The organism is Paenibacillus sp. MMS18-CY102 (assembly GCF_009789195.1).
Lineage (GTDB): Bacteria > Bacillota > Bacilli > Paenibacillales > Paenibacillaceae > Paenibacillus_T.
In genome coordinates, this window is the sequence record NZ_WSTC01000008.1 from 1 (window position 1) to 14,401 (window position 14,401).

The following is a 14,401-nucleotide window of genomic DNA, read 5'->3' on the forward strand; positions in this document are numbered from 1 at the left end:
GCTCGGCGGCCGTGACCCGCTGCGCGGCGAGCGCAGCGCCGACATCGCGCTGCGCCTTAGCGCGCTTCGCGCGCTGGGGCGCGGCAACGCGCCCGCTGGCGGCGTCGACGAAGCCGCCGCCCGGCAAGCGCTCGCGGAAGCGCGCCAATGGCAGCGCGCGCTCGCGCAAACAGGGGCCGGCGATGCAGTCGCCGCCGGCCCAAGCAGCCCCGCCGCGGCGGCGGGGCGCGCGCCCTCGCCAGGGGCGCTGCTGGCCTACGCGTACCCGGATCGCGTAGGCCAAGGGCGCGGCGACGGCCGCTTTCTGCTCGCAAGCGGCAGGGGCGCATCGTTGCCGTCGATGCAGCCATTATCTCTTGCGCCGTACATTGCGGCGGCTGAGGTTGAAGATGCCGATGGCGAGAGCCGCATCGTTCTCGCTGCCGATATCGGCGAGCAAGAGCTGATCGCCTTTCATGGTGAAGCGATCACCGACGAGGTATCCGTCGTCTGGGACCGCACTTCGCAAGCGGTTCGCGCGCGGCGGCGGCTTATGTTCGGCGCGCTGCTGCTGAAGGAAGAGACGGTCGCGAAGCCGGATCCCGAGCGCATCACCGCCGCGTTGTTGGAAGGCATCGCCTTAGAAGGAACGGCTATGCTGCCATGGAGCCGACAAGCGGCACAGCTGAGAGACCGAATTCGCGTGATGCGCCGATTCGATTCTGATTTGCCTGACTTGTCAGAGGAAACGCTGATTGCAACACTTGAGAATTGGCTTGGCCCACATGTATCGGGCATTCGCAGCCGGGACGGCTTGCAAAAGCTTTCGATGATGCATGTGCTGGAAGCGATGCTCACTTGGCAAGACAAGCAGCGGCTTGATGAGCTGATGCCTACGCATATAACGGTGCCTAGCGGATCGCGCATTCCAGTTGACTATACGAACCCTGAACAACCTGTGCTTGCCGTTCGGCTGCAAGAGCTGTTTGGCTTGCAGGAAACGCCTAAGATTGCCAAAGGGCGATTGCCGCTCACGCTTCACTTGCTCTCTCCGGCACAGCGTCCCGTGCAGGTGACACAGGACTTGGCGAGCTTCTGGCGAGGCGCATACTTTGAGGTGAAGAAGGAGCTGAAAGTGCGGTATCCGAAGCATTACTGGCCGGAGGATCCGTTTGCCGCAGTTCCAACAAGCCGTGTGCGCCCGCGGCCATAATGAACGGAATCGATAAGCGCCTCAATCGCAAGAGAGGCGCTTATTCTATTTTGTATACAACGAAAGAACATTGAAGGAGTGGAAGCTATGACGATCATTATCGCGATTTATTATATCGTAATAAATGTCATTTTATGGGGCATGATGAGCCATGATAAGAAGCAGGCGAAACGCCGTGGAAGGCGCATTCCAGAGCGGCGTTTGCTTACATTCGGCATTATTGGCGGCGCGTTCGGCGGAGTGGCGGCGATGCGAACGTTCCGGCACAAAACGAAGCATCCCGCTTTCAGCGTTGGGTTTCCCGCGATGGCTATTCTGCACGTGGCGTTACTTTACTCGATTTATGGAACAGGCTTCTGGACGGCGCTTTCCCAGTAACGGGCGCAATATCGGCATTTCTGTTTCGATACTTCACGCTCTGGACAACCTTCTGGCGAACAAATAGAGTCCCGCGCATCTGTCTCTATTCGGCTAACGGACCTGAGAGCCGCTATTTGGTGAAAAAGAACGGGTTTGAGATTCTAACGGACTCAGGAGCCGTTATTTTCACCAAAACGGTCTCGAAATCGTTGAGTTGGCTAAAATAACGGCGCTGGTGTCCGTTACAGGCAGAATATCGCTGATTTCATAGCAATAACGCCCGTACAGTCCGTTAGCGTAAACCGATGCGGCATGCCCAGACGTGCGACCGAGCACCGCGCGCCGGGAGGTGCGCGCGGTGATGCGAAACGATGAATTTCCTTGATTTCACAACCGATTTCAGCTATGCTATTATTCCTTTTTGTTTAACATTGCATTGGAAACGGATAACAAACTCGGCTCAGGGGAGGTATACAGATGACCGTTCAAAGCGCGCAACAGGAAGAAGAACAACGGCTTGCCCGTTCATTAGAGGAAATCGATAGGCAATTGCGGGGGATTGGACCGCGCTATTTTGGAGACGATTACACGGAGCAATTGCTTGACCGCCAGCGCGAGGAGCGCCAGCAACGGCTGGAAGTTGCAGCGAAGGAGCCTTATTTCGGCCGAATTGACTACCAGTCGGAATCGGAGGCAGCGCCTAAGCCGCTCTATATAGGCAAAGCAGGCGTAGGGGGAGATGATAGCGCGGATCCGCTCGTCATCGATTGGCGCGCGCCCGTGGCGAGCTTATTTTACTCGTTCAGCGGCGGGGAAGCTCCCGTCACCTATGAATCGCCTGACGGTGAAGTAACAGGCGAGATCCATTTGAAGCGCAATCTGCTTGTTCGCCAGCGCGAGCTCGTCCGCGTCGTAGACAGCTACGTTCGGGGCATGGAGAATGTGAGCGCGAATGACGAGTTTCTGTTGTACCGGCTCGGCGAGTCCAAAGATAATAAGCTACGCGACATCGTCTCGACGATCCAAGAGGAACAGGATAACATCATTCGGGCGGAACGTAACCGGGCGCTGTTCATTCAAGGGGTGGCAGGTTCCGGGAAAACGACGGTTGCACTGCATCGCCTTGCGTATTTGCTTTATCGGTACGCAGGAAAGATCGCTGCGAACCGGATGATTATTTTTGCGCCAAATACGATGTTTCTCGATTACATATCGGGCGTATTGCCAGAGCTTGGTGTAGGCGACATCGCCCAAACGACGTTTGCGGACTGGTCGCTTGCGTTGCTCGAACACGAAGTGGCGCTCGTAAGCAGCGCAGACACACTTGAACATTGGTTCGAGCAGGAACGGACGGCAGCCGAACGCGAAGAAGCGCCTGGCCGCTGGAAGGGCCGTGCGGCGTTCCGAGCCTTGTTGGACGAGCGGCTTGAAGAGCTTGAGCGCAGCTTAATTCCAGACATGCCATTCGAGCCTCATCCGGGTTTGAAGTTGTCACCGAACCAAATCCGCGAATGGTTGAACACGGATTATGGCGACGATGAACCGCTCATGAAACGCAGGGAGCGGCTTGCAAGCCGTGTGAAGCGTTGGCTGGAATCGGAATGGAAAGAACGGCGGTTGACGGATAAACAGGCCAAGTCGAAGGCCAATGCGAAGCTAAATGCTTACATTAAGAAAATGCCCTCGTATTCCGCGCCTAAGCTGTATCGCTCCTTATTCGACGGAAAACAAGCCCATCCCGATGTGCCCAAAGCAATCGCGAAGCGAACGCTGCAGCAGTTAAAGCTTGGTGTCGTTGACCCGGAGGACTTGGCGCCGCTCGTATACTTGCATATTCGGATGTATGGGCTAGGCATGCCGTTATTTGACCATATCGTAATCGACGAAGCACAGGACTATTCCCCGATGCAGCTGGAGGCGCTCCGATTATGCCAGCGCATTCCGTCCTTTACGGTTCTCGGCGATTTGCAGCAAGGGATTCATGATTATGCCGGCATTCGGCGGTGGAGCGAACAGATGGATTTGTTTGATCCCGCAAGTGTTGGATACTATGAGCTTGATCGCAGCTACCGGTCTACGATGGAAATTATCGAGTTTGCGAACCGCGTGTTAGCTGGCATGGAGGGTGGCGTAAAACCAGCTACGCCTGTATTCCGTAGCGGTGAACCCGTCGTCGTTACTGCTTGCGATGCTGCCAAATGGGAATCCGAGTTGGCTGCAGCGGTATCCGCGTTAGTTCAGCAGGGCGTTTATCAGACGATTGCAGTCGTTGGGCGTACTGCAATGGAATGCGAAACAATTCATGCCATACTAACGGCCGCAGGCATGGAAGCATCGCTCGTACAAAGCAAACAGCCCGCTTATAAGGGTGGATTAACCGTCGTCCCGGTGTACTTGTCCAAAGGCCTGGAGTTTGACGCCGTTCTCATCGCCGATGCGAGCGCGCAAGCATACCGCGACGGTGACGCCAAACTGCTTTATGTCGGATGCACAAGGGCGCTGCATAAACTGGAGCTGCTCCACCGTGGCCCGTTGACGCCACTTATTAACGAGCCAGCTTAATCATTCTTGCAATCAACTCAAATAACGTGCAGGCGCGGACGGAAAGTCTGCCCTGCACGCTTTTTTATGAAGCGCCGGGCATCTTCCTTACGTATAGGTACACATGCCGATTGCGTACAGGGAACGAATTGAGGAGTGAATAAACCGATGAATAGTCAACATTCGGATCAGCGTGAGCACCTGCTGACAGCACTGCAAGAGATCGAGCGATGGGAACAAGAACAGCGGGATTTATCGTGGTTTGACAAAATCGGGAGGCTCCCGTTCAAGCTGCTGGACCGATTTACACCAAAGATTATTCAGCGCAAAATTGGACAGGCGCTAGATGAATTGGGCAACTATTTTCAAACCGGCGGATCGTATTTGATTTCCGAAGCGGCCATATTGCGTAAGTTAACGGATGCCAGCAAGCAAAATGAGACCGGCCAACGGGTGCATGCCGAGCCGCATGACGCGGTTCCCCTCGAATTAAAGGAGGTGGCAGACGTACAATCGCTGCCGCTTGCCATCATGGATCGAACAGCTAATGAACTTAGCGGTAGCCGGGCGAATATGGCAACTTGGCAAGGCGCGACGACAGGGATTGGCGGATGGATCACCTTATCGATTGACATACCGGCAGTGCTGGGGCTTTCGCTCAAAATCATTCAGGAGATCGCGATTTGTTATGGGTTTGATCCTAAAGATAAAGCAGAGCGCGTATTTGCAGTGAAAGTGTTGCAATTTACATCATCGGATATTATCGGCAAGCAGGCGATCCTCGAACAATTGGCAGGAGGGCAATCTGCTGAAAGTGAACGGCAGCTGGCGAGCGAACTGCAAGGCTGGCGAGAGGTGACGGCTGCATTTCGCGACAATTATGGGTGGAAAAAGCTGTTTCAGATGATTCCGATTGCAGGGATGGTGTTCGGGGCGTTTATGAATCGGGGCATGATGCAGGATGTGGCAGAGGCCGCCCGAATGATGTATCGTAAGAGAAGAATTTTGATGAAATTAAACGGAGGAGCAGCAGAGAAGTAGCTCCTCACGGAACAAGCGATATCCTTCCTTCAGGCATGCAGTGAAGAGCTGGGGTTGAGCGAGCAGGATATTGCGCGAAGAATCGCGCGTGTACGTGATGAAATTGAAACGGCTGGGACGTACACGCACACCGCTTATGAGCTGGCCCATGGCGCCAAGATGGCATGGCGCAATAGCAACCGTTGTATCGGGCGGCTATTCTGGCAATCCTTAACCGTGTTGATGCTCGCCAATCGGTCACGGAAGACGAGATGGCGGAGGCTGTGATGGAACATCTGCGCTTCGCAACGAATGAAGGCAGAATTCGTCCAGCCATTACTGTTTTTCCTCAGCAGCAAGCGGACAAGAAGGAGCTGTCGCTGCGGATATGGAACCATCAGCTCGTGCGTTATGCTGGTCATTCCTACAAGAAAGCTGGCGTTAGTATTGTAGACCATCATACCGCAGCAGAGCAGTTCGGTATATTCGAGAAGCAGGAGAGCGAAGCTGGAAGGAGCATAACAGGACGTTGGTCATGGCTAATTCCGCCAATGTCGCCTTCGACGACGCCGATCTGGCATCGCGGCTTTGACCGAACCGAGAAAAGCCCTTCCTTTAGTTATCAACAGGCGCCATATTAGTTGCAGCCTTTGCAAGCAGGGTCGGATGAATCGTCATTACATAGAGGAGTTGTTTGGGAATGGAGAAGCTATTTTTTATTGAAATCGGCATGGGTGCCGACTTGCATGGCCAAGATGTGACGAAAGCGGCGATCCGTGCAGTGCAAAACGCCATCCATCACAATTCGATGCCGGGACTGCGCTCCGTGCTGCCTGGAGGAAGCTTGGACCAGATGAAAGTGAACGTTAGGCTAGCTATCCCTTGCGACCGCGACAAGCTGGATATTGAACGCGTGAAGGCTGTTCTGCCCTATGGCGAAGTGACTGTAGAGGTCATTGACGGCGGAATGCTAACGACGAGCGGTGTTATTTTGCCGGATAAGCAGGATGTGAACGATCTCATTTATATCGTAAATGCTGCCGTTGAAGTTGGCTATTAAATCACGTCTTGGGTGCCGCATTTGAATCGGTCGTACGATCAAAGGTATACTGGTTCTATATGGATGAGGGAGAGATTGAAATACGATGGTTTTAAAATTGTCGATCGTCGCGTTGTTGATTATACTAACGGCCTTTTTCGTCGCTGCCGAGTTCGCACTCGTGAAGCTGCGGTCCAGCCGCGTAGAGCAGATGGTAGCTGAAGGCTACAAAAACGCGCTTGCGGTTCGAAAGGTCACAACACATCTCGATGATTATTTGTCTGCATGCCAGTTAGGCATTACGATTACCGCGCTCGGGCTTGGTTGGTTAGGTGAACCGACCGTTGAGCAGCTGCTTCACCCGCTGTTCCATGCTATTCATCTATCAGATGCCGTCAGCACGACGTTATCGTTCATCATCGCCTTCGTTGCTGTTACCTATTTGCATGTGGTGCTGGGCGAGCTTGCGCCGAAGTCGATTGCCATTCAGCAAGCGGAACGCATTAGCCAACTCACGTCGCCGATTCTTATTGGATTTCACAAAGCGATGTATCCCTTTATTTGGGTGCTGAATGGCTCGGCTCGGATGCTGATTCAGTTATTCGGCTTCCGGAACGTTTCCGAGCATGAAGAAGCGCATTCGGAAGAAGAAATTCGGCACATCATCTCTGAAAGCTATGAAAGCGGCAAGATTAATAAAACCGAATACGGTTATGTGAATCGGATATTCCGGTTCGATGATCTGCTAGCACGCGAGATTATGGTTCCGCGCACGGATATGATTTGCCTTTATGCGGACAAGTCACGCGAGGAGAATTTGGAGATCATCAAGCGGGAGCAGTATACGCGCTTTCCGGTTGCGCTCGGCAGTAAAGACAATCTAATTGGATTCATGAATACGAAGCAGTTTTTCCTCGCTTACGCTGATAATCCAAAATATGAGTTTAAAAAGCTGCTGCATCCGATCATGACTGTGCCGGAGGCGATGCCGATCAAAATTTTGCTCCGCAAGATGCAGACCGAGGGCGTTCATCTCGCGGCGTTGTTGGATGAATACGGCGGTACGTCGGGCATTATTACGATCGAGGATATTTTGGAGGAAATCGTCGGCGAGATTCGCGACGAATTCGATATGGATGAGCAGAAGGAAATTCAGACGCTGCAATCGAACCGTTATATCGTAGATGGCAAAGTGCTCATTCGTACGATTAACAAAATGCTCGGCACAGACTTATCTAGCGAAGATGTTGATACAATTGGGGGCTGGATGTGGTCGAACAATCCAGAGATTGTCGTTGGCGACCGCATTGCGTTTGAAGCCTATACGTTCACCGTGCTAGAGCAGGAAAACAATCGGATTCGCAAGATCGAAATTATGAAGCAAGAAATGCCCTTGCCAGTAAGCTAAGTGGACATAGTTCTGGCTTTAAAGCTCTGCCATGCAAATTGATTTGCGTGTTGCAGAGCTTTTTTATGCGGTGAATCGTTAGGAATAAGGGACTTCTACAAGACAGAATTGTCCACTTCGGTGTAAAATGGTTGAGTGCTATTCATTGAAGCTTGAAATGAAATATTATATGGGCTGCCGCTTCCTTGAAGCCGGGAGCGGGCTAGGAGGATGTAGAATGGATGATTTAGTAAAAGCGGTCATAATGGGCATCGTGGAAGGCTTAACCGAGTTTTTGCCAATTTCCTCGACGGGACATATGATCGTGACAGGAGAGCTGCTCAACTTCACGGGTGATCGTGCAAAGACGTTTGAGGTCGTCGTTCAGCTTGGAGCAGTATTGGCTGTATTGGTGCTATACTGGAAGCGATTTATGAATTTGCTCTCGTTTAACTTGAAGAAGCCGGGACTCAATATCTTACATATTATTATCGGCATGTTCCCAGCAAGCGTACTTGGATTAGTGTTGCATGGTTTTATCAAGGATTACTTATTTGGTCCAAAGACGGTTGTTGTCAGCCTTATCGTGGGTGGTTTATTGCTTATCGCAGCAGAGAAAATTCGCAGAAAGCCTTCTGCCGAGACTTTGGACGATATTACATATCGACAAGCATTAGGGATTGGCTGCTTCCAAATTCTTTCGTTATGGCCAGGCTTCTCACGCTCTGGCTCGACGATGGCTGGCGGCATGTTCTTCGGCGTTAAGAAAGAAGCGGCAGCAGAGTTTACGTTCTTGATGTCCGTGCCGATCATGCTCGGTGCCAGTGGCGTCGATCTGATCAAAAGCCGTGAGTTTCTTGAATGGAACGACACGGGACTGTTCCTGACAGGCCTGCTTGCATCCTTCGTCGTTGCGATGATTGCCATTGTCACCTTCTTGAACCTGCTTAAGCGGATCAGCTTAACTTGGTTCGCGTATTATCGTTTTGTTTTAGCTGCGGTTGTATTCTGGGTTGTGTTGTAGGTTACAGAAGCACTCCGCACATGCGGAACACCTCTTCATGCTTTGCGTGAAGAGGTGTTTTTTGTTGCGTGGATGTACGGCAACTTTTTCTGGCGCATTCACGTTAGTAGGTTAGGTATTAAATTGACATGAAAAACGAAAACGATGGTTGAAAGTAGGGTGCAAAATGCCAAAATCAATGTTGCGGTGGAATGGAATCGCTATTTTGTTCGTTTTGGGGCTTACGATGCTGTTAGCGCCGATGTTATTGCCGAGCCATGCTTATGCTTGCTCATGCGCTGTGTCACCTTCTGTAGCGTCCGAATTTGCTAAGAAGACAGCTATATTCACAGGCGAAGTGACGGATATCAAGATTCATAATAATAGCATGAAAGTTCAGTCTTCGATTGATCCAGTTGATGTGACGTTCAAGGTGCAACAAGTGTGGAAGGGTGAGAAGATCAGCGAGAAAACGGTAGTGAAGACGGTTCGTTCCGATGAAAGCTGCGGTTATCCATTCAAAGAAGCGCAAGCCTATCTCGTCTACGCATATGGAGATGGATCAAATCTTGAAGTAGGGCTGTGCAGTGGCACGAAGCTGTTGGCCGAGGCGGGCATTGATTTGAAAGAGCTTAATGTGCTACAGAAGCCAGTTGTGCCGATCGCTTCGCCAACAAATATGAAAGTGGATCATGTTACCGCCGATGAAGGGGCGAATGAACCAGCACGATATTTTGAACCAAGCGGGTTATGGGTGATTGCTGTTGTGATTGCTGTTGTGATTGTTGTTTTGTCAGGTGCTTTTGCGGTATGGCATTATCGGCGCCGCCGGTTCTAATCGAATTACATTATCCCCCATAATGTCATATATCTGATATAGTAGTGGTGCATAAAGCGATTAATAGCGTTAAGGAAGGAATAAAACGATGTCTGTATCTGCACAAGTTATACTTCCAAGGACATTGTATCACGGGACTAGCATTAGAAGAGGAAGTACGGAATTAATGCATTTTACAACTAAACTGCTTGATAAAAAATACTGGAAGCATGGCCGCGATTTTGGTTTAGGTTTCTATACGACGCACTTAATCGAGCAGCCTAAGCCATGGGCCATTAAATCATCGCGTAAGCGAGCGAGTGAAGAAGGCGTATCGGCGCATGATTACGTTCCCTGTATTCTTAACATTGCTTGGGATACAGGCGCCCTCAACGAAGCTGCCGTATTGTTGTTCTCAGATGCTTCTAGGGAGTGGGCTAGGTTCATACTCGATCACAGATTACAATCCGATGCTAATAAAGCGGATCCTTGTAACGAGCACCCTGATATTGTTGTAGGTTATATGGCTGACAACGATACGGGAGATTTAGTTTCCCGTTACTTATACGAGTCTGGATTTGAATTTGAACAGTTCTTCGAAGGTATTCAAATATCTGAAGAAGGAAATAAAATGACTATGGACGGATTAGGCAACCAATATGCCTTTTGTAATGAGGCGTTAGATGGTACATTAAAGGTAACAGGTTGTCATATCTTAGAGGGAGGAGAGTGGATATACTATGGAATCGACGATCCGCACCTTTCAGAACTTAAGCTACTTTGAAAAGCATATTGTTCAAATATTAAAAAGCTCGTATCTACACTCAGAAGACCAAGCCATTCATATTCTCAATGAGTATTCAAATATTCTTGCTGCATTAAAGGATGGCCATGAATCTGCAAACGCATTTGCTGAAATGTTCGATCATGCATATCGAAAAGGCACAAGCGGATTCAACTGGATGGATAACATTATTGATAGCCTTATGAGAGAAGTAGATGAAATTCATTCGTTTAAAGCTGACCTAGACAAAGCAGGTTCAAGGTTAATGTTTAGGTACGAGGGCAATGCAACGATTAACAATAAAAATTATTTTAGAATTTATGTAGGCGAGAGCCAGGAGACCCACACCTTACGATGGGGGACTCTATTTATTACGCCAGACCTTAAAGAGATCTTGATCGATGACCTTATCATTGAAGAACCTATGTCGTTAATGGAATGGCGGAAAAGAAAACAGAAACTGAATTGAACGTGAATTCTATTTCGAATGAAGTATCGTTTATAGTGCAAAAAAGGCATGTTAGAGGAGTACAGCTCCTCCTAACATGCCTTTCTATTTCCTATCGCAGCTTCTAATTAAAGCAGGAACATTGCGACAATCGTCGTCACAACTAATCCGATCAGCACGGGCTTCAGATTGCGCCGTGCAAGCTCGAATGGGCTGACGCCGCATATCGCGGCGGCAGGGATAAGTGCCCAAGGTACGAGCGTTCCGCCGCCGACCCAAATCGCTGCGATCTGGCCAAGTGATGTGAGTGTCGCGATACCATGGCCAAGCGCTGTGCCGAAGAGGTGAGCAATGGAGCCAGCGAGCGAAATTCCGGAGAAGCCCGAACCGTCGAGCCCAGTGATAGCGCCTACGGAGGTCAATGTTGCAGAGGCAACGGCTCCATTCATCGGAGCCTGATTCGCAAGCGCAAGGCCAAGATCGTTCACGATGCCTTGTGAGCCCTGCGGCAGCAGGTCGCCGAATACGGCTGTGAAGCCAGAATCCCCTAGGTAGAAAAACGCAGCAATCGGGATGACGGGACCGAATACCTTAAAGCCGAATACGAAGCCGTCGATGAGATAGCTGGTCGTTTTCTCAAGCCCTGCGTTACGATGAGCGAACAAAGACACAAGGATGAGAATAAGGATTGCCGTCCCGCCTACGAGCGCAGTCGCGTCGCCCCCTTGCAAATCCAGCATGAACATGGCAACCACGTCAGCAGCGAAGAGCAGGGGAATAAGAATAGCAAAGACGCGTTGAGCAGCAGCTGACATGTGAACGGAAGCTCCGCTGCTGGCAGATGGTTCAGATTGGAGCGCTGATGTACCGTTGCCGGACGTTGTTGCAACTAGGCCATCTCTCCATTTGCCGTTCCGCATATCCCGTCGCATAAACCAGAACGCGGCGATTGTCGTCACTAGACCCATAATAATAACGAGGGGGATGCTCGCTTCCATGACGTCGGATACGGGGATGCCAGCTGCATCTGCCGTCAGCTTCGGGGCGCCTTGTATAATATAATCGCCCGAAAGTGCGATTCCATGCCCGAACAAGTTCATTGCCATTGCGGCACCTAATGCGGGCAAACCGACCCGAACAGCGACCGGAAGCAGCACGGCACCGATTAATGCAACGGCTGGCGACGGCCAGAAAAACCATGATGTAACGAGCATAATGAGGCCAATGCCCCAATAGGCCAGCGCTGGTGAACGGAGAAACCGGGTAAAGGGAGCGATCATTCGTTCGTTAATGCCTGTCTCTATGAGCACACGGCTCATCGCGACGATAATTGAAATAATGAGGATCGTCCCTAGCAACTCTTTGATCGCATAGATGAAACTGTTAAATATGCCGCTAATGGAACCGCTTAAACTTTCGGTCGCAAGAAGACCGATGGCAAATACGCCAACAATACAGACGAGTGTCGTGTCCCGGTGCATCAGCATAAAGCCAATGATGCCGACGATGAACGCCAAGTAAACCCAGTGAAGCGCGCTTAACTCCATAACCATCCTTTTAGCCCTCCCGTGTTGTTACGGTGCTGTATCGTATGCAGTGCTCGAACTGGGCGTTCGTACCTTGGCCAAGTGAATTTTGACAAGAAAGTGAGCATGGAGCGGGTAGAAGGGCAAGATCGTGGAGTAATTAAAGCGAAATTAATTATTTCATGGTATTATTTATGCGATAACGGAGAAAGGCGAGCAGATAGACATTATGATCTTCATCACTATGCCGCCAGTGCTGCTAGATTTCTTGGCTATGATGCGACATACGAACTGCTTTCTGTGAATATCGATGATAGCGATCAAGATATGGTTTTCAAAATCTTGCAATCTTGGAAATTGCCCACTGTCCAAGCATTATAGCAACTTGTGCTGAATGGCATTGTCACCGACTGGAGGGAACGAAAAGTTTACCTCTTTCGCGGTTTGTGAAGTTTATTATGCCGATGATGATCAGCCCACGAAAAGGAAACTATATAAAGAGGAGTGACGAGCTAGTGGCAATAGAACCATTTATTTTCTTAGCATGTATCATCTGTTTTGTTGCCCCGATTCTATTACGAAGATTAATGCTTCTTATTCAGATAGCAGCTGGAATTATGCTTATTGCAGCCACTATGATAATACATGAAGAAGTGAAATTTAAAGTCATTTATTTGATAGCTTTCGTTTGGGTGTTCGGTTCGATCTGTGCACTGAGCTTAAATGGCCGGAGGACATAGGCATGATCAAACAAGCTGAGCAGTTATGGAAGCAAATAATCGCAAGAGGCTCCAACCAAAACGAAAACTTCATAGAAACATTAAATCTACAGCCAGGTGCAAAAGATGACGATTTCCAGTTACTCGAGAGTATTCTTCATATCACACTTCCTGAAGAGTTGAAAAGCTTTTACAGGGTGTATAATGGACAAATTTGGAATATCGGAACGAATTGTTTTATAAGAAATTTAACGCTTTCCTCAATTTCAGAAATCATAGAAAACTGGACTTTTCTGCAGGAAGAATTTGATCTAGATGATGATTTTGAGGCGGATTTTGGCATTGGAATTAAGCCTTTGCTTTGGAATGCCAAGTGGATTCCAATAGCGGCAAACGGTGGCGGGGATTATCTTTGTCTGGATACTGATCCATCAGAAGATGGAGCTGTCGGGCAAGTGCTTTATTTTTGGCATGATTGGGGCAATCGTACGGTTGAAGCAAAGAGTTTATTTGATTTTATTGAATTTTGTTTGAAAGAAGATTACGAATAAAATGCTATTCATTCATGCGAAGAAGAGTCGAGGATGATGATATGTATCCACTAAGTGAAGACTTTCAATATCACGATAGTTATTTTGTAGTAGGGAACCCTTGGTTCCCTATCATTGTTGGTTTACTGATTGTTGCTGGCGTAATAACGTTCAAACTAATAAGAAAAAAGAAGTAAATTACGAGTTACAGAGAAATGAACTGTCATTAAAGTAATGAGAACTACAGATGGCCAATTCAAAGTGCAGATCATACAACGTGCTAAGGATGGATGGTTTCAACCTGTCTTTTATAAATGGATCGAACATGACAATGAGATCCGTGAGATGTTGAATGAGGAAGGTTGTTGGGGGAGCGTGTATTCAAATGCCTCAATATCTGATACTGAGACGAATTGTTTGAAAGCCGCTCTTGAGCATTTATTTATTCTCTCGGGAGAACGGATTGAAGTGTAGATAACAGAGCAGATGCTATATTTATATGAATGACTAGTTAAGTTGATAAATCTTAGAATTGAAGCGAGGTCGCAAATGATGCAATTTTTATCGATACGAATGGCAATTGCAATCGTTGCTGTGCTTACTCTTATAATAGCAACTTACTACATTTTTCTTCGAGAAAAAGTAGGAAAACTGAATGACGTGAATCCGATTAGTATTGTGGAAAGGTATTCAAAAGCAAAACTGTATGCTGACACAGAGCAAGTGATCGCGTGTATAGTTCCCGAGAAGCGCTCAGAACCAATGTTAAAGCAGTTTGTTGGAGGAGTGTACAAGGACTCTCAATATAATATTAAGATTCTCAACGTGGAGCTTGATGGGGATAAAGGGAAAGTGACCTATCACGCAACTATGGAATGGGGGGAGCCCATAAATACAGCTGAAGAATTAAACGAGACGGTTTCCGTTGTCAAGGTTGATGGAAAATGGTACATCGATAGAGAAGAGGATTGGTTCTGATTATGATTATGTTGAGCTAATCAATCAATAAAAAACAGCGGCAGGATAAGGCTGATT

14 protein-coding genes and 1 pseudogene are annotated in these 14,401 nt (G+C 49.1%); 14 read left to right on the top strand and 1 reads right to left on the bottom strand.

Features of this window, described 5'->3' with window-relative positions:
• The 11 genes and pseudogenes from GON22_RS07405 to GON22_RS07455 all read left to right on the top strand — a co-directional run.
• Positions 1-1,192 (top strand): ATP-dependent helicase C-terminal domain-containing protein (locus GON22_RS07405; RefSeq protein WP_272898776.1); only part of this gene is annotated, 1,192 nt, incomplete at its 5' end.
• 87 nt (positions 1,193-1,279) lie between these two features.
• Positions 1,280-1,570 (top strand): DUF1294 domain-containing protein, encoded by a 291-nt coding sequence (locus GON22_RS07410; protein WP_160395479.1) that lies wholly within the window; start codon positions 1,280-1,282, stop codon positions 1,568-1,570.
• 459 nt (positions 1,571-2,029) lie between these two features.
• Positions 2,030-4,114, top strand: a complete 2,085-nt coding sequence (locus GON22_RS07415) for a HelD family protein (protein ID WP_160395480.1) — start codon at positions 2,030-2,032, stop codon at positions 4,112-4,114.
• A 147-nt stretch (positions 4,115-4,261) separates the two neighbouring features.
• Positions 4,262-5,134, top strand: coding sequence for an EcsC family protein (locus GON22_RS07420; RefSeq protein ID WP_160395481.1), 873 nt, complete (start codon positions 4,262-4,264; stop codon positions 5,132-5,134).
• Positions 5,135-5,152: 18 nt separating this feature from the next.
• A pseudogene (locus tag GON22_RS07425) lies at positions 5,153-5,754 on the top strand (nitric oxide synthase oxygenase).
• Between the two features lie 59 nt (positions 5,755-5,813).
• Positions 5,814-6,173, top strand: coding sequence for a Lin0512 family protein (locus tag GON22_RS07430; RefSeq protein ID WP_160395482.1), 360 nt, complete (start codon positions 5,814-5,816; stop codon positions 6,171-6,173).
• 85 nt (positions 6,174-6,258) lie between these two features.
• Positions 6,259-7,560 (top strand): hemolysin family protein, encoded by a 1,302-nt coding sequence (locus GON22_RS07435; RefSeq protein ID WP_160395483.1) that lies wholly within the window; start codon positions 6,259-6,261, stop codon positions 7,558-7,560.
• 217 nt (positions 7,561-7,777) lie between these two features.
• On the top strand, positions 7,778-8,563 hold the full coding sequence (bacA, locus tag GON22_RS07440) for an undecaprenyl-diphosphate phosphatase (RefSeq protein ID WP_160395484.1): 786 nt from the start codon (positions 7,778-7,780) through the stop codon (positions 8,561-8,563).
• Positions 8,564-8,729: 166 nt separating this feature from the next.
• Positions 8,730-9,380, top strand: a complete 651-nt coding sequence (locus GON22_RS07445; RefSeq protein WP_160395485.1) for a hypothetical protein — start codon at positions 8,730-8,732, stop codon at positions 9,378-9,380.
• Positions 9,381-9,546: 166 nt separating this feature from the next.
• Positions 9,547-10,143 (top strand): DUF3990 domain-containing protein, encoded by a 597-nt coding sequence (locus GON22_RS07450; protein WP_237179063.1) that lies wholly within the window; start codon positions 9,547-9,549, stop codon positions 10,141-10,143.
• Entirely contained in the window at positions 10,100-10,612 is a 513-nt protein-coding gene (locus GON22_RS07455) for a hypothetical protein (RefSeq protein ID WP_160395487.1), read from the top strand. The genes GON22_RS07450 and GON22_RS07455 overlap by 44 nt, the downstream gene beginning before the upstream one ends.
• A 107-nt stretch (positions 10,613-10,719) precedes the next feature.
• Here the strand turns inward: GON22_RS07455 and GON22_RS07460 are convergent, their stop codons facing one another.
• Entirely contained in the window at positions 10,720-12,144 is a 1,425-nt protein-coding gene (locus GON22_RS07460) for a hypothetical protein (RefSeq protein ID WP_160395488.1), read from the bottom strand.
• Between the two features lie 99 nt (positions 12,145-12,243).
• Here GON22_RS07460 and GON22_RS07465 point away from each other — a divergent pair, with 99 nt between their 5' ends.
• The 3 genes from GON22_RS07465 (at position 12,244) to GON22_RS07475 (ending at position 14,344) form a co-directional block, all read left to right on the top strand.
• A complete protein-coding gene (locus GON22_RS07465) occupies positions 12,244-12,498 on the top strand; it encodes a hypothetical protein (protein ID WP_160395489.1) in 255 nt (84 codons plus the stop codon).
• 361 nt (positions 12,499-12,859) lie between these two features.
• On the top strand, positions 12,860-13,387 hold the full coding sequence (locus tag GON22_RS07470) for an SMI1/KNR4 family protein (protein ID WP_160395490.1): 528 nt from the start codon (positions 12,860-12,862) through the stop codon (positions 13,385-13,387).
• A 528-nt stretch (positions 13,388-13,915) separates the two neighbouring features.
• Positions 13,916-14,344 (top strand): hypothetical protein, encoded by a 429-nt coding sequence (locus tag GON22_RS07475; protein ID WP_160395491.1) that lies wholly within the window; start codon positions 13,916-13,918, stop codon positions 14,342-14,344.
• Positions 14,345-14,401 lie beyond the last annotated feature (57 nt).

Bases quoted from the DNA above. Each gene is read 5' to 3' on its own strand.
- GON22_RS07410 (WP_160395479.1), top strand. From the start codon at position 1,280: ATGACGATCATTATCGCGATTTATTATATCGTAATAAATGTCATTTTA.
- GON22_RS07430 (WP_160395482.1), top strand. From the start codon at position 5,814: ATGGAGAAGCTATTTTTTATTGAAATCGGCATGGGTGCCGACTTGCAT.
- GON22_RS07420 (WP_160395481.1), top strand. From the start codon at position 4,262: ATGAATAGTCAACATTCGGATCAGCGTGAGCACCTGCTGACAGCACTG.
- GON22_RS07470 (WP_160395490.1), top strand. From the start codon at position 12,860: ATGATCAAACAAGCTGAGCAGTTATGGAAGCAAATAATCGCAAGAGGC.
- GON22_RS07450 (WP_237179063.1), top strand. From the start codon at position 9,547: ATGCATTTTACAACTAAACTGCTTGATAAAAAATACTGGAAGCATGGC.
- GON22_RS07435 (WP_160395483.1), top strand. From the start codon at position 6,259: ATGGTTTTAAAATTGTCGATCGTCGCGTTGTTGATTATACTAACGGCC.
- GON22_RS07445 (WP_160395485.1), top strand. From the start codon at position 8,730: ATGCCAAAATCAATGTTGCGGTGGAATGGAATCGCTATTTTGTTCGTT.
- GON22_RS07460 (WP_160395488.1), bottom strand. From the start codon at position 12,144: ATGGTTATGGAGTTAAGCGCGCTTCACTGGGTTTACTTGGCGTTCATC.
- GON22_RS07465 (WP_160395489.1), top strand. From the start codon at position 12,244: ATGGAGCGGGTAGAAGGGCAAGATCGTGGAGTAATTAAAGCGAAATTA.
- bacA (WP_160395484.1), top strand. From the start codon at position 7,778: ATGGATGATTTAGTAAAAGCGGTCATAATGGGCATCGTGGAAGGCTTA.
- GON22_RS07475 (WP_160395491.1), top strand. From the start codon at position 13,916: ATGATGCAATTTTTATCGATACGAATGGCAATTGCAATCGTTGCTGTG.
- GON22_RS07415 (WP_160395480.1), top strand. From the start codon at position 2,030: ATGACCGTTCAAAGCGCGCAACAGGAAGAAGAACAACGGCTTGCCCGT.
- GON22_RS07455 (WP_160395487.1), top strand. From the start codon at position 10,100: ATGGAATCGACGATCCGCACCTTTCAGAACTTAAGCTACTTTGAAAAG.